Raw genomic sequence first — 21,800 nt, 5'->3', positions numbered from 1 at the left:
GAATAGTATGTGGCTGATGTATATTTCAATTTTTTCAATGCTATTGTTGCTGTTAGCATATATAGTAGCTTATCTAAAAAATGAAAAACATATTTCTATTGAAGAAGTAAAAGATGTATTGCTGACTAAAGAAGAACTTATAAATCATGGGAAAGAATTGGGAAGAAGTCATACTTCTTTTAAAAGAGTAGATGTAAAAGATTTTTTACTATATAATTTGGATAAAAATTTTGAAGAAATTGAGAAAATATATTTAAAACTAAATAGAGAAGTAAATGCAAATTTTGAATTGCCTAAGGCTTCTGAATGGCTGCTAGATAATTTTTATATTATAGAACTCCAATATAAAAGAATAAGACAGAGTTTAGAAGGGGAAAAAGAGATTAAATTAAGTACTTTAGAAAGCGGGACATTGAAAGGGTATCCAAGAACTTATGTACTTGCATTGGAGCTTGTATCACACACAGAAGGAGTAGTTCTTGAAGATCCTCTTGTCGATTTTGTCAATGCTTATCAAGAAGAAAATATTCTTACTATAAAAGAAGTATCTTATTTGTCTCTTATGCTTACCTTATCACTGATGGAATATATAAAAAACATTTGTATAAAAATTTACAATGTAAATGAGCAATGGAGAAATGCAGATGCAGTAGACCTTAAAACATTGTCTAATTTAGAAAACCAATTTGGTAGCAATTTCAATTTGGAACCATCATTTTTACAAAGATTATTTTTTAGAATGAGAAAAAATGAAGAAATACAAAATATTGCTATTCTTGAAAAAAGACTGAATTATCTTGGTACTAGTATTAAAAATATAATTGAAAAAGAACATAAAAAGCAAGCTACTTTAAAAATGGCTATTGGAAATTGTATCATTAGTTTGAAAAACATATCAAATTTAGACTGGACAAATATTTTTGATTCTGTATGTATAGTAGAAGAAATATTGAAAGAAGATCCATTGAATGTTTATATAAATATGGATGAAGAATCTAAAAACTATTATAGATTTCATGTGGAAAAACTGGCTCGTAATTTAAATATTCAGGAAACTTTTGTTGCCAAAAAAGCATTAGAATTAGCTAAAGATAAACATAGTGAGGGTAGGAGAGATAAAGAGAGTCATGTAGGGTTTTACATTATAGATAGAGGTAGAAGTGAAATATTTGCAAGCCTTGGGAAGAGAGATTGGAAAAGTGGAATCTATCTAAAAAGTGAAAAATATTATACTCTACCTATAATTTTTTCTACATTGATAGTTGAGATATTTATATGCAGATATGTTTATTTAAACAGCAATTTAGGGATGGCAAGTTTAGTTGGATTAGTGGCTTGGGTGCCACTTGTATCCATTTTTATTTCTATATTTAATAGAATATTTTCAAAAATTTTTTCGCCTGTACTTTTGCCAAAACTTGAATTGAAATCTGGAATACCAGAGGACATGAAAACCTTTATAGTTATTCCCACACTTTTGACAGATTTAAAAAGAGTTGAAGAATTGGCGGAACAGTTAGAAATACATTATCTGTCAAATAAAGAAAAAAACCTATACTTTGCCTTGGCTGGAGATTTTAAGGATTCAAAACTAGAAAAAAATGATGAGGATGCTTTGATAATAGAAGCTGGACTAGATGCTATTGAAAAATTAAACAATAAATATTCAAAGGATGAAAAAATTTTTTATTATTTTCATAGAAATAGAGTTTATTCAGATATTCAAAATAGATGGATGGGATGGGAGAGAAAAAGAGGGGCATTAGTTGAATTTAATGAACTATTACTAGGGAGGGAAAATACAACATATTCAGTTATATCTAGTGATGTATCTCATCTTCAAGGCAATATAAAGTATATAATCACATTAGATGCAGATACAAAATTGCCATTAGAGACTGCCAAAAGACTCATAGGTACTATTTCACATCCTTTAAATGTAGCAGTTATTGATGAAAAAAATAATATTGTAAAAGAAGGTTATGGACTTGTTCAACCTAGAATACTAGTAGATATTGAGAGTTCAAACAAATCTCTATTTACAAGAATATATTCAGGGCAGGGGGGAATAGACCCTTATACTACAGCAGTTTCAGATATTTATCAGGATTTATTTGGAGAAGGAATTTTCACGGGAAAGGGAATATATGATTTGAAAACTTTCCAAAGATGCTTAGAAAGTTCAATACCAGAAAATTCAGTACTTAGTCATGATTTACTTGAAGGCAGTTATGTTCGTGTAGGATTAGCAACAGATATTGAGTTGATAGATGGGTATCCAGAAAAATATATTTCTTTTACAATGAGACTTCATAGATGGGTGCGAGGAGATTGGCAACTAATAAGGTGGTTAAAAAACAGTTCGGATAATTGTATTTCTAAACTATCCAAGTGGAAAATAGCGGACAATCTAAGAAGAAGTATTTTAGCACCTAGTCTTTTATTACTCACAATATTGGGGCTTTCAGTTTTCCCGGGAAATACTTTTATTTATTTAGGGATAGTATTGTTGACAATATTTTTGCCTTTTTTATTATCTTCGCTAGGACATATTTTATATAATAAAAATGGAAAGAGAATATCATTACATGGAAATAAAATATCGGCCTTGAAAGGGAATTTTTACCAGGGAATACTTTCTATTATATTTTTACCTTATGAAGGTTTCCTTATGATAGATGCTATTTGCAGAACTCTTTATAGAGTATTTATCTCTAAAAAGAACTTACTTGAGTGGACTACAGCTTTTGATATGGAAAAGAAACTTAAAAATGATTTAAAAAGTTATTTTATCCGAATGAAGAACAGTATGGTTTTGAGTATAGTTAATATTCTTATGGTATATGTTTTTAAAATTCAAAACATATATTTAGCAATGCTTATATCTGCATTGTGGTTTTTATCTCCAATGATTGCTTATTTCATTAGTATTCCAGATGTAGAAACTAAAGAGCATATAGATACTTCTGAGATTGTGAAAGTACTTAGAAAAACTTGGGATTATTACGAAACTTTTGCCAATGAAGAAAACAATTTTTTGCCTCCTGACAATTTTCAGGAATTTCCTTACAATGGAGTAGCATATAGAACATCTCCTACAAACATAGGATTTTTGCTTTTGGCTATATTGTCAGCAAGAGATTTAGGATATATAACTACTTCTGAAATGATTAGCTATATAAGTAGAGTTGTGGATTCTATAGAAAAGATGGATAAGTGGAAGGGACATCTTTTCAATTGGTACAATACAAAAACTTTACAGCCTTTAAGACCTTATTTTGTATCAACAGTAGATAGTGGAAACTTTGTTTCTTATCTTTATGTATTGAATTCAGGGCTTAAAGAATATCTAGAAAGACCTTTAATAGATAAAAAACTATTTTGTGGGGTTTTAGATACAATCAATCTTATTGAAAATGAATCAGATAGAGTTGAAATAGCTGAGCAAGTAAAGAAGATTGAAGACGATGATGTGGATGGGTTGAAAGTTATATACAAAGATGTTTTAAAAAGAAAAGAAAGTTCAAAAGATAAGTGGATAGCTAATAGCATAAATAGGATGGATGCATTGATATATGAATATAGTACTTTTATGCCTAATGAGATATTGTCAAAAACTATAGAATATAGCTATGAAAAAATTGACAGGGAAGCTTCTTTGCTCAAATTGCAAAGATATTATGAGGAAAGTTTAAAACTTGTAAAAGGTGAAAATAAAAAACAAGAAATAATGTTATTGTACCAAAATGTAAGTGATTTAATTTCAAAAACAGAAAGTTTGATAGACAAGGTTGACAAATTCATTGGTGAAACTGAATTTACTCCTCTTTATGATGAAAAGAAAAATTTATTTTCAATAGGATACAATGTTGAGGATAAAAAACTGTTAGATTCATATTATGACCTTTTAGCTTCAGAAGCTAGGATTACAAGCTATATTTCTATTTGTAGAGGGGAAGTGCCTAAAAAACATTGGTTCAAGTTGGGGAGATCTTTGATAGTTAAAAATGGTTATATAAGTCTTGCTTCATGGACAGGAACAATGTTTGAATATCTAATGCCATCTTTGGTCATGAAAAATTATAAAAACACTTTGCTAGATGAAACATATAAGACTGCCATAAAAATACAAAGGGAATATTGCAAGAAAAAGAAAATACCTTGGGGTATATCCGAATCAGGTTTTTTTGCCTTTGATGTGAATTTAAATTATCAATATAAAGCTTTTGGGGTTCCTCAATTAGGTTTCAAAAGAGGCTTAAAGGAAGATTTAGTTATATCCCCCTATTCATCTATGCTTGCATTAAACTTTGCTCCTCAATATGTATCACTAAATATAAATAATCTTTTAAGAGAAAATATGAATGGAGAGTATGGTCTATATGAAGCTATAGACTATACAAGTAAAAGATTGCCCCAGAATATGAACAAAGCTATTGTCAAAAGTTATATGACTCATCATCAAGGGATGATATTTTTAGCCATAAATAATTTTTTGAATGATGATATTTTGATTGATAGATTTCATAGAAATCCTCAAATCAAGATTGGGGAGACATTGCTACAAGAAAAGATTCCAACGGATATAATAGTTGCCAAAGAAAAAGAGAATACAATTGACATGGAATATATAAAGACAAAGAAGGAAATGTATGCAGTGAGGTCCTATGGGAAAAAACAGTTAGATGAAATAGAATGTCATATTCTTTCATCAGGGAATTATTCCCTTTTGATTACCAACAGAGGCTCAGGTTATTCCAAGAAAGATGATATATTCTTAAATAGATGGAGAAGAGATTTTCATACAAGACAGTATGGAAGTTTTATATACATTAAAGATTTAACACATAACAAATATTGGTCTGCTACCTACGAGCCTACGAGAGTTGAACCTGATGAGTACAATGTAAAGTTTTCTAATGATAAAGTTACTTTTTATAGAAAAGATGGATTTATTGAAACTAAAATGGATATTGTACTACTTTCAGAAGATGAAGGAGAAATAAGAAAAATAAAATTAACCAACAACGGAGATGAAGATGTGCTAATAGAAGTTATGAGTTATTTTGAATTGGTGGGAGATAGATTAGAATCCGATATGGCACATCCGGTTTTCAACAATTTGTTTGTCAAAACAGAAGTTGTACCAGAGTATGAAGCACTAATTGGATATAGAAAAAAAAGAAATGAAGCTATGAACCCAACATGGATAGTTCATAGTGTAAAAGACGAAGAGAGTAGTCAAGAAGGTTTTCAATATGAAACCAATAGGGGAAATTTTATAGGTAGGGGAAATGATATCACAAATCCAAATTGTCTATATAAAGATTTGACTAATACTGTAGGCTCAGTACTTGATCCTATTATGAGTCTTAAGAAAAGGATTAAAATCAAAAGTGGAGATAGTATAAACATTTATTTTGTGACTGGATTTTCTGAAAGTAAAGAAAAGGCTATTGATATTTCACAAAAATATAGAGATGAGATAAGCTTATCTCGTGCTTTTGAACTGGCTTATACTAGAAGCCAAACAGAAATAGGATATTTAAATTATAGTCAAGAAGAAATAAAATTTTACGATAAATTGCTATCTAAAATAATTTTTCCGAGAAATGGGAATAAAAGTCGATATGAAGATATCATAAAGAAAAACACTAGAGGACAAGAAGGCCTTTGGGTCTATGGAATATCTGGAGATAATCCTATAGTACTTGTGAGAATAAAAACATTAGAAGGATTAGATACGTTAAAAGAAATATTAAAGGCTCATGGATATTGGGCTTTCAAAGGAGTATCCTTAGACTTAGTCATACTAAATGAAGATGAAAGTATATATTATCAACCACTGTTTGAAAGTATACAAGAAGTAGTATATGAATATAGAGGAAATATGCTAAATATAAGTGGTGGTATATTTATTAGAAACGAAATAAATATGCCTTTTGAAGATAGGGCATTGCTATTTAAATGGGCTACAATGATTATAAATTGTGAAGACGGTTTTGTCAGAGAAAAGAAATTGACATATCATATTCCAGATAGATATTTTGAAAAACAAAATTTGAAATATCCTAGGATAGAAGTGCCATTAAAGTTAAATTATTTTAATGGTTATGGGGGATTTTCTGAAGATGGTAAGTATACAATTAGACTCACAGAAGATTTAAATACACCACTTCCATGGATAAATGTTATAGCTAACAGAAACTTTGGTTTTGTAGTTTCCGAAACAGGGGTTGGATTTACTTGGGCTCATAATAGCAGAGAAAACAAGCTTACACCTTGGTACAATGACCCTATATCAGATATACCTGGGGAAATAATATATTTACGTGATGATAAAGATGGTCATATGTGGACTATGACTCCATCACCTATAAGAGAAAAAGAAGAATATATTATAACTCATGCTCAAGGATATTCAAGATTTTATCATTATAGTTATGGAATTGAACAAATACTTGATGTATATGTGCCTTTAGAAGATAATATTAAAATAAATCTAATTAAATTGAAAAATAATTCTAATATTGAAAGAAAATTGACATTAGCATATTATATAAGACCAGTATTGGGAGTGACTGATGAAATAACGGCTAAAAATATTGAGACTTACATGGATGAAACTGAGGATATATTTCTAATTAAAAATTCCACAAATACTGAGTTTAAAGATAGCACCATATTTATAGCTTCTTCTGCAAAGATAAAGGCCTTTACTGGGGATAGAAGTGAATTTTTAGGCTCCTTTGGCTCATTAGGGAAGCCAGAAGGGTTAAAAAAAGAATTTCTTTCTAATAAAACTGGTCTAGGATATGATCCTTGCAGTGTTATAGAAGTGGAATTAAGTATACCAAGTGGAAGTCAGTGTGAAATAGTTTTGTTGATGGCAGAAAGCCAAAGCATAGAATCAGGATATGATTTAGTAAAAAAATATAAAGATGTAGAAAAATCTAAAGAAGCTTTAAATGCGGTAAAAAATTATTGGAAGGAAAAGTTGGAGACCATAAAAGTATCAACTCCAGATCTTTCTATGAATTTATTGATGAACCATTGGCTTATATACCAAACTGTGGTTTCAAGACTTTGGGCAAGAGCAGGATTTTATCAAGTTGGAGGGGCATATGGAGCTCGAGACCAAATGCAAGATGCAATGAATGTTATATATGCTTTCCCTGATGAGTGTAGAAACCAAATTCTAAATGTATGCAAGCATCAATTCAAAGAAGGGGATGTACAGCATTGGTGGCATCCATCACCTATGACAGATATCCATAAGGGTATTAGAACTAAATATACGGATGATTTACTGTGGATGCCCTATGCTACTACAGAATATGTAAATATTACAGGAGATTATTCAATTTTAGATGAAGAAGTTCCTTTTATAGAAAGTGAAATGCTTAGTTTAGAAGAACAAGAAAGATATGAAGTGCCAAGTCTTTCTAGCGAGGTTGGTACAGTGTATGAACATTGTATTAGAGCTATTGAAAAATCTCTTAATTTTGGAGAAAGAGGACTTCCTCTCATGGGTTCTGGAGATTGGAACGATGGCATGAACAAAGTTGGATATAAGGGAAAAGGTGAAAGCATTTGGCTTGGATGGTTTTTAGGAAGTATAGTAAAAGATTTTATACCTATATGTAGATATAAAAAAGATGAAGGAAGGGCAAAAAAATATGAAGAAGTATTGTATGATTTAAAGGCTGCTATGGGGAAAAACGCTTGGGATGGAGATTGGTATTTGAGGGCATATTTTGATGATGGAACTCCTCTTGGTTCTAAAGAAAATGATGAATGTAGAATAGATTCTATTTCTCAATCTTGGGCGATTATATCTTCTTTGGGAGAAAAAGAAAAAAACAAAAAGGCCTTGGAATCAGTTGAGAAACATCTTGTAAGAGAAGAAGATGGGATGATTCTTCTTTTAACTCCACCTTTTTCAGATGGCGTTTTGGATCCAGGATATATTAAAAGTTATGTGCCAGGGGTAAGAGAAAATGGAGCTCAATATACCCATGCAGCAGCTTGGGTAATAGGTGCTTTTGCTATGATGGGAGAGGGGGATAAGGCACTTAAACTTTTCAATATGATAAATCCTATAAATCATACACGTACGCAGCTAGAATGTTCTAAATATAAAGTGGAACCCTATGTAATAGTTGCAGATATCTATGGAGTAGAACCCCATACAGGTAGAGGAGGATGGAGTTGGTATACAGGTTCTTCAGGTTGGATATATAAAATAGGTCTTGAACACATTTTAGGTTTTAGAGTGGAAAATGATAAATTGTATATAAAACCCTGTATTCCACGAGATTGGAGTTCATACAGTATTGAGTATAAATATATTGATACAGTTTATACTATTGAGGTCAAGAATCCACATAAATTAAATGGCGGAGAAATTCGTATGCAAATAGATGGTCGTGATATAAAAGAAGAATATATAAATTTGGTCAACGATAAAAAAATGCATCTTGTTCAAGTAGAGCTTGTATAAAAATAAGCTAAAGATAAATCTTCTTTAGCTTATTTCAATTATTAATTGATTTTTTATATAAACTATTATAAAATTTCATTGGATAACGATGAGAGAAAGGAGTGAAAAAATGGAGCTATTAAAACAAAAGATACTCAGGGAAGGCAGAGTTGAGAATGGAGATATTTTAAAAGTAGATAGTTTTTTAAATCACCAACTAGATATAGAACTGCTTAATGAAATAGGGAAAGAATTTAAAAAGAGATTTGCAGAGGAAAATATAAATAAAATATTGACAATAGAAGCTTCTGGAATTGCTATCGCATGTATTACTGCACAGTATTTTCATGTTCCTGTGGTTTTTGCTAAAAAAACGGAATCAAGAAACTTAGATAAAGAAACTTATGAGAGCAATGTTTATTCTTATACAAAGGAGAAAAATTATAAAATACGAGTTTCTAAAAGATACATAGATAAAAGAGATAATATACTTATATTAGATGATTTTTTGGCAAATGGAAAGGCATTGTTGGGATTAAAGGATATTATAGAACAAGCAAATGCAAATTTAGTAGGAGCAGGTATTGTAATAGAAAAGGGATTTCAAAAAGGTGGAGATTTGCTTAGAAATGATGGGGTTAGAGTTGATTCTCTAGTTATCATTGATAGTTTAGAAAATGGACGTATAGAATTTAGAGAACAAAGAAATTAATTTCAAAAAAATGTAATTGTAAAAGTCATTGAACAAGTAAATAAATTATGATAAAATTAACCTTGTGTGGATATGTCACGTGCTGTAGAAAATAGTCGTATTTTAGTTTATGAATAGTCATTAATTTAATGTATAAAATGTTATAATAATATTTGTGTTAACAAATAAGGGAGGGTGACAATTGTATAAAATTGTAGACAAAAAGAATCTAGCACCAAATATTTTTTCGATGGATATTTTGGCTCCTAGGGTAGCACAATCAGCACAGCCAGGTCAGTTCGTAATAGTAATAGCTGACGAAAAAGGAGAAAGGGTTCCTTTGACTATATGTGATTATGATACGGAAAAAGGAACTGTAACTATTGTTGTTCAATCTACAGGCTGTTCAACAAAGAAAATGGCAGAATACAATGTAGGAGATTATTTTGAAGATTTTGTAGGACCATTGGGACAACCTTCGGAATATGTAAATGAAGACCTAAATGAACTAAAGAAGAAAAAAGTTTTATTTGTAGCAGGAGGAGTTGGTACTGCTCCAGTATATCCTCAAGCTAGATGGTTCCATGAAAGAGGAATAGATGTAGATGTAATTATAGGTGCTAAAACTAAGGAATTAGTCATTCTTGAAGAAAAGATGAGCAAAGTAGCAGGAAATCTTTATGTTGCAACAGATGATGGAAGCTATGGATTCAAAGGTATGGTGACTAATTTAATTGAAGATCTTGTGAAAAATCAAGGTAAAAAATACGATTTTATTGTTTGTATAGGACCTATGATAATGATGAAATTTGTATGTAAATTGACTAAAGAACTTGGAATTAAGACTATTGTAAGTCTTAACCCAATCATGGTAGATGGTACTGGAATGTGCGGAGCATGTAGAGTGTCTGTTGGAAACGAAACAAAATTTGCTTGTGTAGATGGACCTGAATTTGATGGTCATCTTGTAAATTTTGATGAAGCACTTAGAAGACAAACTCAATATAAATCTGAAGAATCAGAGAAAGGTGGACAACATGTTTGTAAATGTCAACAAGGAGGTGCTAAATAATGGATAGATTTAAGAGAACACCTATTGCGGAGCAAGCACCTAAAGTTAGAAGTCACAATTTTAAGGAAGTTTGTCTTGGATATACAGAAGAAGAAGCCGTAGCAGAGGCAAAGAGATGCTTAAATTGTAAAAACCCTCAATGCATGACAAAATGTCCTGTATCAGTAAATATTCCAGAATTCATTCATGAAATTGCTGAAGGAAATTTTGCTGAAGCTGCTAAAGTACTTGCAAAATATACTGCACTTCCTGCAGTTTGTGGAAGGGTATGTCCACAGGAATCACAATGTGAGTCTAAATGTGTACTTGGAAACAAAGGAGATGCTGTAGCTATAGGAAAACTTGAAAGATTTGCTGCAGACTGGGCAAGAGAGCACAATATTGAAGTAGCAACAGCTAAAGAAAAAAATGGACACAAAGTAGCGGTCATAGGTTCAGGTCCTGCGGGAATTACCTGTGCTGGGGATTTAGCAAAAGAAGGCTATGATGTAACCATTTATGAAGCACTTCATAAACCAGGCGGAGTATTAGTATATGGAATTCCTGAATTTAGACTTCCTAAAGATACCGTTGTCAAACATGAAATAGAAAATCTAAAGAAACTAGGAGTAAAAATAGAAACAAATGTAATAGTAGGAAGAACTATTACAATAGATGATTTATTTGAAAAAGGCAATTATGATGCAGTATTTATAGGGTCCGGAGCTGGACTTCCTAAGTTCATGGGAATACCTGGAGAAAATTACAACGGAGTATTTTCTGCAAATGAATTCCTTACTAGAAACAATCTCATGAAGGCCTTTAAAGATGAATATGATACACCAATAAAAGTTGGTAAAAAAGTTGCAGTAGTAGGCGGAGGAAATGTCGCAATGGATGCTGCAAGGACAGCAAAAAGACTTGGAGCAGAAGTATGGATAGTATATAGGAGATCAGAAGAAGAACTTCCAGCGAGGGCAGAAGAAGTACATCATGCAAAAGAAGAAGGAATAAACTTTGAACTTCTTACCAATCCTATAGAAATAGTTGGAGATGAAAAAGGATGGGTAAAAGGGATTAAATGTGTAAGAATGGAACTTGGCGAGCCTGACAAATCTGGAAGAAGGAGACCAGAACCTATTGAAGGATCCGAATTTGAATTTGAAGTAGACACTGTCATAATGGCTCTTGGAACATCACCTAATCCACTTATTCCTTCAACAACTAAAGGTCTTGAAGTAGATAAAAGAAGATGTATAGTAGCAGATGAATCTGGAAGGACATCAAGAGAAGGTGTTTTTGCCGGAGGAGATGCAGTTACTGGTGCAGCTACTGTTATCTTAGCTATGGGTGCAGGAAAAGAAGCTGCAGCTGCTATAGATGAATATATAAACAAATAGTAAGTCATAAATTTTGACAATAAAAGAAGACTAAAGTTTTTTAGCCTTCTTTTATTTTTTAAAAAATATGATATAATATTTAGGGTATCGAAATTTTAAAGAGGTGGTATTTATGGAAGACTGTGATGGGAAAAATCAAGTTAAAAAAACTAAAAACGATGTATTAGAAATAGCTTTGCCTGTATTGGTTGAACTCTTCTTGGGGACACTTTTTGGTATGATTGATATGATGATGCTAGGTAGGATAAAAAATCCTCAAATAGCAGCTGCATCTATTGCAGCAGTTGGAATTACTAATCAACCACTGTTTATAGGATTGTCCCTTGTGCAAGCTCTAAACGTAGGCGGTACTGCTATGGTAGCTAGGTATGTCGGCTCTAAAAAATACGATAGAATTGAAACTGTAATTAGGCATGTAGTATTATTAAATTTAGTTTTGTTGGTGATACCACTATTTATATTGGGAATGCTTTTTACAGAAAATATAATGGGATTTTTGGGGGCTGAACAGGATGCAATACAAGTTGGTCACAATTATTTTAAAGTAATAATGATTGGATTTATATTTCAAGCTTTTAATCTTTCAATATCCGCAGTGTTAAGGGGAGCTGGAGATACTAAAACTCCTATGAAAATAAATTTAAAAGTAAATATGATAAATGTCATAGGAAATGCACTTCTTATATATGGACTTTTAGGATTTCCTAAATTAGGGGTTACTGGTGCTGGAATTTCTACTTGTTTATCCCATATTATAGCTAGCATTTTTCTTGGTAGATATATATTGAAAAATGACAGTGCTGTAAAAGTTAATTTAAAAAACCACTTTAAATACGATAAAAATATAATTTATAATCTTATAAAAATAGGTGTTCCAGCCTCACTGGAACAAGTAGCTTTCAGAGTAGGAGTACTTTTGTTTGTAAAGATGGTTGCTTCACTTGGAACTGTCGCTTTTGCTACTCATCAAATATGCTTAAATATACTCGGATTATCTTTTACTCCTGGTCAGGCTTTTGGTATAGCAGCTTCTTCATTGGTAGGAAAAAGCCTTGGGGCCAATGAATTGGATGAAGCTGAAAATTATATCAAAGAATCCAGAAAGATAGGTTCTATTATTTCAACAACAATGGCAATAGTATTTTTCTTTTTTGGTGCCCAAATTGTAAGTTTATATACTCAAGATCCTGAAATAATAAAAAGTGCTTCAACTATATTAAAGGTCATTGCTTTTGTTCAACCTTTTCAGTCTTCACAATTAATTATAGCTGGTGGGCTTAGAGGTGCGGGAGATACGGTTTGGACTCTTGTAGCTACTTTTATTGGAGTACTAGTTTTAAGGGTATTATTTGCTTATTTGTTTGTAAATGTTTTGGAAATGGGTCTAATAGGGGCTTGGATTGCTATGTTTGTTGACCAGTTTGCAAGGTGGGTAGTTATTTATATTAGATTTAGGACAGGAAAGTGGAAGTATATAAGTATAAGATAATATTATTTTTTAGTTTCATATATTATATTTTCTGCAAACTTTTTTGCCTTTTCTTTGATATGTGGTACATTTTTTATAGTTCCTCTATCATTGGCCGTAGCCATGAGGGAAAAGTATGGTGGCAGTCTAAATGTTTTATTAATATTTAGACTGCTTATAAGCTGTTTGGCAAGTATATCACTACCTGAATATCCAGAGACAATTATAGAAAACAATGTCTTATCATAAAATTTAGTTTTTCTAAATAAAGCAGTCATTCTATTTATGACGGCCATCATATTTGCTGAAATAGAATCATTGTAGTTTGGACAGATAAATAGAATACTATCTGTTTCTAATATAGCCGGGTAGATTTCTTCAACAACAAATCCTCCATAAAAGCAACTTGTTTGCTTTCCATAGTGTTTACATGTCTTATAAGGACATCCTTTGCAATCGGTAATGGTACCATTTTCAATATGGACTTCTTTTATATCACAGTTGATTAAATTTTTCTTAACAATATCCCATAAAGTCAAGGAATTTGAAGTTTGCCTATTGCTAGAATGAAGAATCAATATTTTAGGATGAGAAATATTTTCTATTTGGTCATTTAGAAATCTCATGCCTAATTCTTCACATGAATTCAAACATATATCTTCCAATGGTTTTTCATATACTTTTAACATGGGATAAAAATTATTTAGATTGCCTGTAGCTTCTACTAGAGGTCTTCCTATAAATCGACAGCCCAGTCTATTGGCATGAAATATTATTGACTGGGCAGCAGATTTTGTTAAAAGCTCATCTTCGCTATGTATAAGAAGTATTCCATCACTTTCCTTTAGAGAATTTGAACCTTTATTGTATAGCTTTTCAAATATATTTGCTAAATTGTTGCTAAAGCCTATTTTATTTAGCTCTACTGCAAATACAATTTTACAATTTGACAAATCAGGCAAATCTATTTCATCTTTGACAATTGTAATATTCCTTTTTCCTATAGTAGCTTCGATCATTTTTTTTAGCATATCCGATGGAGTTTCAGGAAGTACTAAGACTAAATTTTTCATACCAAATCACCTAGCTTTTCATAGGTATTTTCAATTCTTTTATATAAGCTATAAGGCAATTTTAATCTTTCTATTTCAATTCCAGTTTTATTAAGTCTAAACTTGCTGCCCATATATACACCACCCATATAAGTAGAACCGTATAACCAATTACCTTGTAAGGTAGATAAAATAGATAGGCTTCCAGAAGAAAGACTTGGTGCAATATATGGTTTATATCCAAAGTTTCTGATTTCTAAATTAGCTGTTTTGGCTTTTTCTGTAAGCCACATAGATATTTCTTCATCATAATTATAAATACTGTCTGCAACTACAAGCCCCTCTCCATGAGGGCCATATACTCTGCCTTCTTTTAAAAAATGAGAAGCTCTGGGGTTTCCTTCAGCATAAAAGCTGGCCCTAGCATTCATGACCCCTAGTCCATATCCAATGATTTTGTCAGAAGGGATTCCACAAAAATCTAAAACACCCTTGTCATTGGTATTGCTTTCTAAAAACGCTACTTTACACAATAAATCTACTGGATCTGAAACAACAGCAAATATACCATCGAAATTTTTATTTCTTGCCATTCTAGCATATTCTTTTATTATTTTGGCGTTTCCATCAAATTGAGCCATTCGTACATCTCTTACATTGCTATCTAGTTTTGGAACTCCACTAGACGCACAAAATATAAACATGTCGCAGTCAAACAGTTCGTCTACATCTATTCCTTTTATTTTTGGATATTCTTCATCTGTAAATGGTGCTCTTACTTGGTTTAATTCATATTCCCATCTTTTCATTCTATCTAAATGTCTATCATATATGCCTATTTCATCAATATATTTACTGCCTAGAAGTCTCAAACCTATAAGTAAGGTTCCACCTACATCTCCCAAAGCTAAGAGATTTAGTTTCCATTTATCTTTAGTTTCTTCAAAAAGTAGTTTTTCCCAATTTGGGTACATGGTATTTACTGCTCTAATATTTCTTTTATTTATTTTATCCATTAACCATTGAGGAACGTTTGCTTCTTCTAATTCATTTTTTCTTAAAAAATTTAAATCTTCCTTTTTTAAAAATAATAGTGAAGGATGAGATATTGAAAATGAACTCCTGGAATATAGAGGATTAAATTTATCCAAAAAATATATAGTTTTATCAGAATTTTTTATCTCATCTTCTCCTACTATTTTCATATTTTCATATTCATTTGTAGAAAACAAATATTTATCTTTATATTTATAGTATTTAAACATTTTCAACCCCTACCTTTTCACAATGTTTTCTAATCTTTTCAGATTTTCTAAATCGTTTTTTACATATAAAGAAGGTTTTAGAGTCATATCATATTTAATATCTTTTCCTCTATCAGGATATCTAGGAGACTCCAATATTTCACCTAAATTTTTTAGGCTTAATGCTTTTTCATTTATTGTTTGATATTCTTCTTCTATGGATTCTAATATCTTTAATGAATTTGACAATGATATTTCAGACAGATTATATATAGCTTCATTAGTTGTGTTTTTAATAAAACTTGGAGATACATAAGGCAATATAAAGTTTATGCTTGGAAGTAAGTTGCTTTCTAATTTCATATTTCTTTTTACCATATCTCCACCTAAAAAAGGATATTGAGAACTTTCATTGAACCATAATTTCAAATTTGGTATAAAATAAGCACAATCTACATCAATGTTTTTTATGCCCATTATTTCCTTTCCTCTGCCAGAAAGAATTCCAACTATTATTTTTTCTATATCTATATTAGCTTGTTCTATCAATGGTTCTATAACATTTAGCCTATATCCTTTATGGAGCAGATCATCCACAAGAATTAAAGGTCGATTAAAGGAATGAAGCATTTTTATTTGTTCACTTAAACCTAAATAATAGGGATAATGTCCAATGGTGAATTCTTTTATATTGGGTTGAAATATTTTTTCCGTGTGCATAGTTTTAGTTACTGTATTTGGTATTATACAACCATTTAGTATTGACCCAAAAGGTACACACATATAGGGACCTAGGATTTTGTTTTCTTCTTGAAACACAGGTACATTGTTTGTATCACATATTTTTTGAACCAGTTTGCTGTATACTATGTCTTTATTAAAAGACAATAGAAGTTCACCAGGAAATAAATTGCATAGAGCTTTTTTTAAATTTTTTCTTGTTTTATTGATAGCATTTTTTATCCTTTTGTTACTCTTAAAAGGTTCTTTTAGAATATTTTCAATATCTAAATTTAGTGTACAAGGATTATTTATGTCTACAGCAAATATTGAATTTTCATTGTAGGAATAAGGGGTTTTTATAAATCCTAGCAATTTTAAATTTTCTTCTAAGGATGGTGAAGTTTTTTGGGTTAGAACATTTTTAAATATACAGTAGTTATAATCTTTTTGTATACAAAAAGCTAAAGTTTCATTTAAAATTAATTCTAAGAGATAGTCATCATCATTTAAACTATAAACTCCATCTATTTCAACAATTCGACCCTTTGCATTTGACCTTATATATTGTGTGATATCTCTATTTTTGAATTCATCATAGAGGAAACCATTTCTTATCCAATGAAATATTGAAAAAGCTAGTATTTTATTATCTTCCGTATTCCTAATTAGAAGTATCCTTAGATTTAAAGAATCACTAAAAATTAGATTGTCTCTAAAACTTTCATTTAAATATAAAAAATTTTCAAGAAAGTCTTGAGAAATATTATTTATAATTTCTATTTCTATAGTTTTAGTTTGAAGTAGAGATTTGTATCGGGGTTCCTTCAGATATAAACCATATTTATATATATATTTTTGAGCCAAAGGATCAATTAATTTGGAAATATCTCTGTTTAAATCTATATTGTTTCTTATTTGCGTTGAACTTATATCTTCATACTGAGGAGACAATGATAGTTGAATTACATCTCCTTTGATTTTTTTAATTTCACTGTCCAATAGTTTAATATCATCTTTCCTTGAAAAATGGCTTTTCCTATTGAAAATTATATGAGGGAACTCATGGATATAGCTAATTTTTTTATAAAAAGATGCATTTAATAATACATCACTACCTACTACAATATAAACCTTTGAATCATTAAATAGCTTTTCTAAGGTCTTAAGATCCTCTCTATTTGAAAGATTTATTGGCGTTTCGGACGGAAAAGGATATATATCTATTTCATTGGCAATGGACATATTCATTATATTCTTTCTAAAGGTATGCGGTTGAGTTCTTTTTGACCAAGAAAATTCATCTACGGCTAAATATACTTCAAAACCTAGATTTCTTATTTCTATTGCTATCTCTTTATGGCTCAATGAAAAAGGATCAAAAGTACCAGGGAAAAATGCAATTTTATTTTTTGAATTAATATTTATTTTTCCATAATGAAATTCATAGTCGGCGATGAATCTATATATGTGATTTAAAGCTGAAGAGTTATTTAAAAATAACAGCTCGTTTTCTTCTCGTTTTGGAAGGAGTGTTAATATTTTTTTAGATATTATTTGAAAAATAGAATGTTTTTCCTTTAGAGAAAGAATTTTTGAACCAAATACATCTACCCCTATGACTCTGAAGGCTTCTGTCTTTACTTCATCATCAAAATTGGCCATTTCTATCAACAATATTCCCAACATTCTTATAAGCCTTTTTTCATATTTATCAGTGGATTCATTAAATCTAATTTTGTATTCTGGATAGTGCTTGATAGCTATTCCAATGGTTTTTAAAATTAAAAAAGTTACTTGAACATTTGATGTTTTAATTTTTTCTTCAAAATCATCTATTATTTCGTCCAATTCTCCTGGATGTAAGTACAATATGAGTTGCCCAAGATAGTCTGGTATATATTTAGTGAATTGATAGCTTTGCATTTCTAAAGCTCTTAAAAGTTCAATAGCTACATCATTTTTCTGATCTAAAGAAAGTACTGGCATTATTTTTAAAAGTGTCTCTCCTGCATAATTTCTAACTCTTTCTACAGCACTTACTTTCAAAAGATTGCAAAAATGCATAGCTGTATGAAGACCAGTAGTTTCTGGGGATTTTAGAACTTGATAGTACAAAATATCTATATTGATTTTTTTATTCATCCATTTGGTAGCAGTTTTTAAATTTTTTAAGAATATTTCAGAAATATTTTCTTCATCTTTTACATAGAAGTTTTTATACTTTTGTTTTGTATCATTATCCAAATCTAATTTTTCAGCTAGAATATGTTTTAAATAATTTTCAGCCGGATATTGAGAAGGTTTATTGCTTTCAAGTAGCAATCTTTTTAATGACTTATTGAAAGTAGAATTTATATTTAAAGAAGGTAGTAGATCTACTATTATGTCTAATGCACCCAATCTTATTTCTGAATTGCTTGAATTTGCTAAATAGAGAACAAAAGAAGAAATTTCTCTAGATAATTCAGGGTTTAAATTTGAAATTGGTATATATTTAACTGTTTGCAGTAAATAAAATTGTGCAATGTCAGGAAGCATATAATAATTTTTGTAGAATCCAAGCAATACATTGGCATAATCATTGTATTTATCTTTTTTACAGTTAATGAAAAGTGAGTGAATTATAGTTTTTATATTATATAGCCATTCGCCTTGGGATTCAGCTATTTTATGGTTAGGATATAACAATAAATGTAAACAATTATTAAACAAGTCAATACTATTTATTTTAGACTGGGACAAATTAATATTTTCTGGTACTTCCTTTCTGTATTCCTCATCATATATACTAATCAATAATCCTATAATTTCAGCAGCTTCTTTTCTTATATCTTCCTCTTTATGAAGTAGGAGATCGTATAAAAAATTTATAGTAGTTAGTTTTTGTTTTTGTGTCAAATATGTGGAATATTCTCTAAACATTTGAAGATAGACACTCAATTTTCTCCAATTATATTCGCTTCTTGCTGCTTCTAATATATTGTTAAAGGATATATCATCCATAAATTTATTCATTAGAAAAATATTATGTTCTATTGAAAAGTATTTTATATTTTCAACAACTTCCCTATTTCTCATTAAGGGATATGACTTGCGAATTACCTCTTTACTTGAGTTGCTTTCCACATTTATATCTACATTTATACCCAAGTTTATAATGAAACTTTCAAAGTCTTTTAATTTTGAGTAGACTTTTTTATATCTTTTTTCTTTTTTCTCGTCTAAATTGTCAAGCTTGTTTAATATGATATGGAAAGCTTCATCTAAACTAAAAATATTCATTTGATATTCGTCATCAACTTTTTTGTTTTTGACACGAAAGTCACAATATATAAGTATAAGAGATTCTATGGGAAGGTTTTCTAGTTCTAAGTCCCAAGTGGAATGATTTGTTGCAATATGTCCAATACTTTGCATATCATATTTTTTAAACCAATATTCAGTATAAAAATAGTGAAGATAAGGGACTCTATCTAACTCATTTTCTCTTACTCCATATTTTCCAATATCATGGCCAAGGCTTGAACCTGTTACAATGCCAAGATCTATTGGTACACCAAGTTTTTTTAGCTGTCTTCCTATATATAAAGACAAATAGTTTACTCCTGCTACGTGCTCTAGAGTATTGTGACCAGTTAAGAACATATCTAGTTTCATTAGTTCAAACAAGTAATTAGATTTGTAAAGGTTTTTAAATTTTAAATACTCATCTTTATTTTTGATACTCAATTCTTCTTCTTTAGTCAGAAAAGTAATAGGATATTTATATAAAAAGCAATTAAGATTTGATGAGATTTCAAATTTTGAAAAAGTATTTAGTAAGTTTATATAAATATATACAAGAGAATCTAATTTTTTGTTGAAGCTCTTTGAATTTTTTTCAGGGAATGACTTTGAAAGTATCCATTCATATATATATTTAAGCCACTCATTTTCTGTCATATTAGAATACTCATTGAAATAATCAATGAGTATGTGAATAAGAGCATTTGGGCTGAAGTTTTTTTGTATTAAAATGTTATTTAAATTTGTTTTAAACTTGTCAGTATTTAGGTATTTAATGATACTAGATTTATTTTGTATATTCATATCGTTTTGTAAATTTTCGGTGATGTTTGAATGAATTTCATAAAAAGATAAGTTTGTCATAAAATCCTCCCTTTAAAATTCTCACCAGTTGGAGTAGCGGCCAATCCTCCTAATGCTGTTTCTTTCAATGTATCAGGTAGAGATTTACCTACTCTATACATAGCTTCTACTACTTCGTCGAAAGGTACTAAACTTTTAATTCCTGCTAGAGCCAAATCTGCAGAAATAAGGGCATTTACAACACCAGAAGCATTTCTAAAGGCACAAGGAAATTCTACCAATCCAGCTATAGGGTCACATACAAGGCCCATTATATTTATAAGAGAAATGCTAGAAGCATGTAGACAGGTTTCAGGACTTCCGCCAAGCATTTCAACTATTGCTGCAGCAGCCATAGCAGCGGCTACCCCACATTCTGCTTGACATCCTCCATAGGCACCTGAAATAGTGGCATTTTTTGCGACTATTTCACCTATTCCCGCAGCCGTAAATAGTCCATTTATCATGTCATCATCACTTAAATTAAATTTTTCTTTAGCAGTAAAAAGAGCACTTGGAAGAATTCCAGATGCACCTGCAGTAGGTGCTGCAACTATTTTACCCATAGAAGCATTTACTTCAGATGTAGAAAGAGCCATTGCCATAGCTTCATTGATAGTATTTCCACAGATTGTTTCATTGCTATTTTTATATTCTATAACTTTTTTTGCTTCGCCACCTATTAGCCCACTTACAGAAACAACATCATTGTTTAGTGCATGTTTAGAAGATTCCATCATTACCTTTAAGTTTTCATTCATTTCCTTTCTGATTTCATCAGCAGATTTTCCTGTGATATTACTTTCCTTTTCTAAAACTATTTCATATATTTTTTTATTTTTTTCATTGCAAATTTGAATTAAATCTTCACCATGATTATACAAAATTATCACCTCTTATCTATAGGATTTATTGCTTTTATATAAAAAATTTCTTTGTTTTTAGATATTTCTTCAATTATATCTTTATTTGCTAAAGTATCGGTTTCCACTACCATAGTAGCAATGTCTCTTTCTCTAGTAACTTTCATAGTGGCAATATTTATGTCATTTGAAGATAATATAGTGCTAATTTTACTAATAGTTCCTTTTTTATCTTTATATTTTAAAAGTAAAGTTGGTAAATCACCAGTAAATTCTACTTTATTTCCATCAATATCTGTTATTAAAATGCTTCCTCCACCGATGGACGAGCCTATTACATAGAAAGTATCTCCATATTTGTTTTCGAATACAATCTTTACAGTATTTGGATGAGCATACCCTAGGTCTGTTTCTATAAATTCTATTTTTATACCTTTTTCTTCAGCTATTTGAATGGAATATTTGATTCTCTCATCAGAGGGGTCCATTCCCAACACACCTGCTACTAGAGCCCTATCAGTTCCATGACCTTTATAAGTTTTTGCAAAAGAACCATGAAGATAAAAGCACACACTACTAAAATTGCTTCCTACAATTTCTCTTGCAACTTTTCCAAGTCTGGCTGCACCAGCGGTGTGAGAACTGGATGGACCTATCATTACAGGGCCTAAAATATCAAATACGCTATAGTCTTTCAT

General features: G+C 30.5%; 8 protein-coding genes and 1 pseudogene. 4 read left to right on the top strand and 5 right to left on the bottom strand.

Annotated elements, in window-relative coordinates; all coding sequences use genetic code 11:
* The first annotated feature begins 7 nt into the window (after positions 1-7).
* From BUA21_RS11065 to BUA21_RS11045, 4 genes and pseudogenes are all read left to right on the top strand, one after another.
* Positions 8-8,503 (top strand): GH36-type glycosyl hydrolase domain-containing protein, encoded by an 8,496-nt coding sequence (locus tag BUA21_RS11065; protein WP_234973710.1) that lies wholly within the window; start codon positions 8-10, stop codon positions 8,501-8,503.
* A 109-nt stretch (positions 8,504-8,612) separates the two neighbouring features.
* Positions 8,613-9,194, top strand: a complete 582-nt coding sequence (locus BUA21_RS11060; RefSeq protein ID WP_072744899.1) for a xanthine phosphoribosyltransferase — start codon at positions 8,613-8,615, stop codon at positions 9,192-9,194.
* A 181-nt stretch (positions 9,195-9,375) separates the two neighbouring features.
* Positions 9,376-11,624 (top strand): annotated as a pseudogene (locus BUA21_RS15365) (bifunctional dihydroorotate dehydrogenase B NAD binding subunit/NADPH-dependent glutamate synthase).
* Between the two features lie 112 nt (positions 11,625-11,736).
* A complete protein-coding gene (locus BUA21_RS11045; RefSeq protein WP_072744896.1) occupies positions 11,737-13,113 on the top strand; it encodes an MATE family efflux transporter in 1,377 nt (458 codons plus the stop codon).
* Between the two features lie 2 nt (positions 13,114-13,115).
* Here the strand turns inward: BUA21_RS11045 and BUA21_RS11040 are convergent, their stop codons facing one another.
* The 5 genes from BUA21_RS11040 to sdaAB are packed head-to-tail and all read right to left on the bottom strand — an operon-like array spanning position 13,116 to position 21,800.
* Positions 13,116-14,165: a flavodoxin family protein gene (locus tag BUA21_RS11040; protein WP_072744895.1), complete on the bottom strand. Its 1,050-nt coding sequence runs from the start codon at positions 14,163-14,165 to the stop codon at positions 13,116-13,118.
* Complete coding sequence (locus BUA21_RS11035) at positions 14,162-15,409, bottom strand: lactate/malate family dehydrogenase (protein WP_072744894.1); 1,248 nt, start codon at positions 15,407-15,409, stop codon at positions 14,162-14,164. The genes BUA21_RS11040 and BUA21_RS11035 overlap by 4 nt, the downstream gene beginning before the upstream one ends.
* Positions 15,410-15,418: 9 nt before the next feature.
* Positions 15,419-20,260 (bottom strand): cytidyltransferase, encoded by a 4,842-nt coding sequence (locus tag BUA21_RS11030; RefSeq protein WP_072744893.1) that lies wholly within the window; start codon positions 20,258-20,260, stop codon positions 15,419-15,421.
* On the bottom strand, positions 20,257-21,123 hold the full coding sequence (gene sdaAA / locus BUA21_RS11025; protein WP_072744892.1) for an L-serine ammonia-lyase, iron-sulfur-dependent, subunit alpha: 867 nt from the start codon (positions 21,121-21,123) through the stop codon (positions 20,257-20,259). Before sdaAA ends, BUA21_RS11030 begins: the two co-directional genes overlap by 4 nt.
* A 5-nt stretch (positions 21,124-21,128) precedes the next feature.
* A complete protein-coding gene (sdaAB, locus tag BUA21_RS11020) occupies positions 21,129-21,800 on the bottom strand; it encodes an L-serine ammonia-lyase, iron-sulfur-dependent subunit beta (protein ID WP_072744891.1) in 672 nt (223 codons plus the stop codon).

Source organism: Sporanaerobacter acetigenes DSM 13106 (assembly GCF_900130025.1).
GTDB lineage: Bacteria > Bacillota > Clostridia > Tissierellales > Sporanaerobacteraceae > Sporanaerobacter > Sporanaerobacter acetigenes.
This window is presented reverse-complemented; position numbering and strand designations above follow the sequence as displayed.

Excerpts from the sequence above, each read along its gene's own strand:
- sdaAB (WP_072744891.1), bottom strand. The coding sequence starts at position 21,800 with ATGAAAGACTATAGCGTATTTGATATTTTAGGCCCTGTAATGATAGGT.
- BUA21_RS11035 (WP_072744894.1), bottom strand. The coding sequence starts at position 15,409 with ATGTTTAAATACTATAAATATAAAGATAAATATTTGTTTTCTACAAAT.
- BUA21_RS11030 (WP_072744893.1), bottom strand. The coding sequence starts at position 20,260 with ATGACAAACTTATCTTTTTATGAAATTCATTCAAACATCACCGAAAAT.
- BUA21_RS11040 (WP_072744895.1), bottom strand. The coding sequence starts at position 14,165 with ATGAAAAATTTAGTCTTAGTACTTCCTGAAACTCCATCGGATATGCTA.
- BUA21_RS11060 (WP_072744899.1), top strand. The coding sequence starts at position 8,613 with ATGGAGCTATTAAAACAAAAGATACTCAGGGAAGGCAGAGTTGAGAAT.
- BUA21_RS11045 (WP_072744896.1), top strand. The coding sequence starts at position 11,737 with ATGGAAGACTGTGATGGGAAAAATCAAGTTAAAAAAACTAAAAACGAT.
- BUA21_RS11065 (WP_234973710.1), top strand. The coding sequence starts at position 8 with ATGTGGCTGATGTATATTTCAATTTTTTCAATGCTATTGTTGCTGTTA.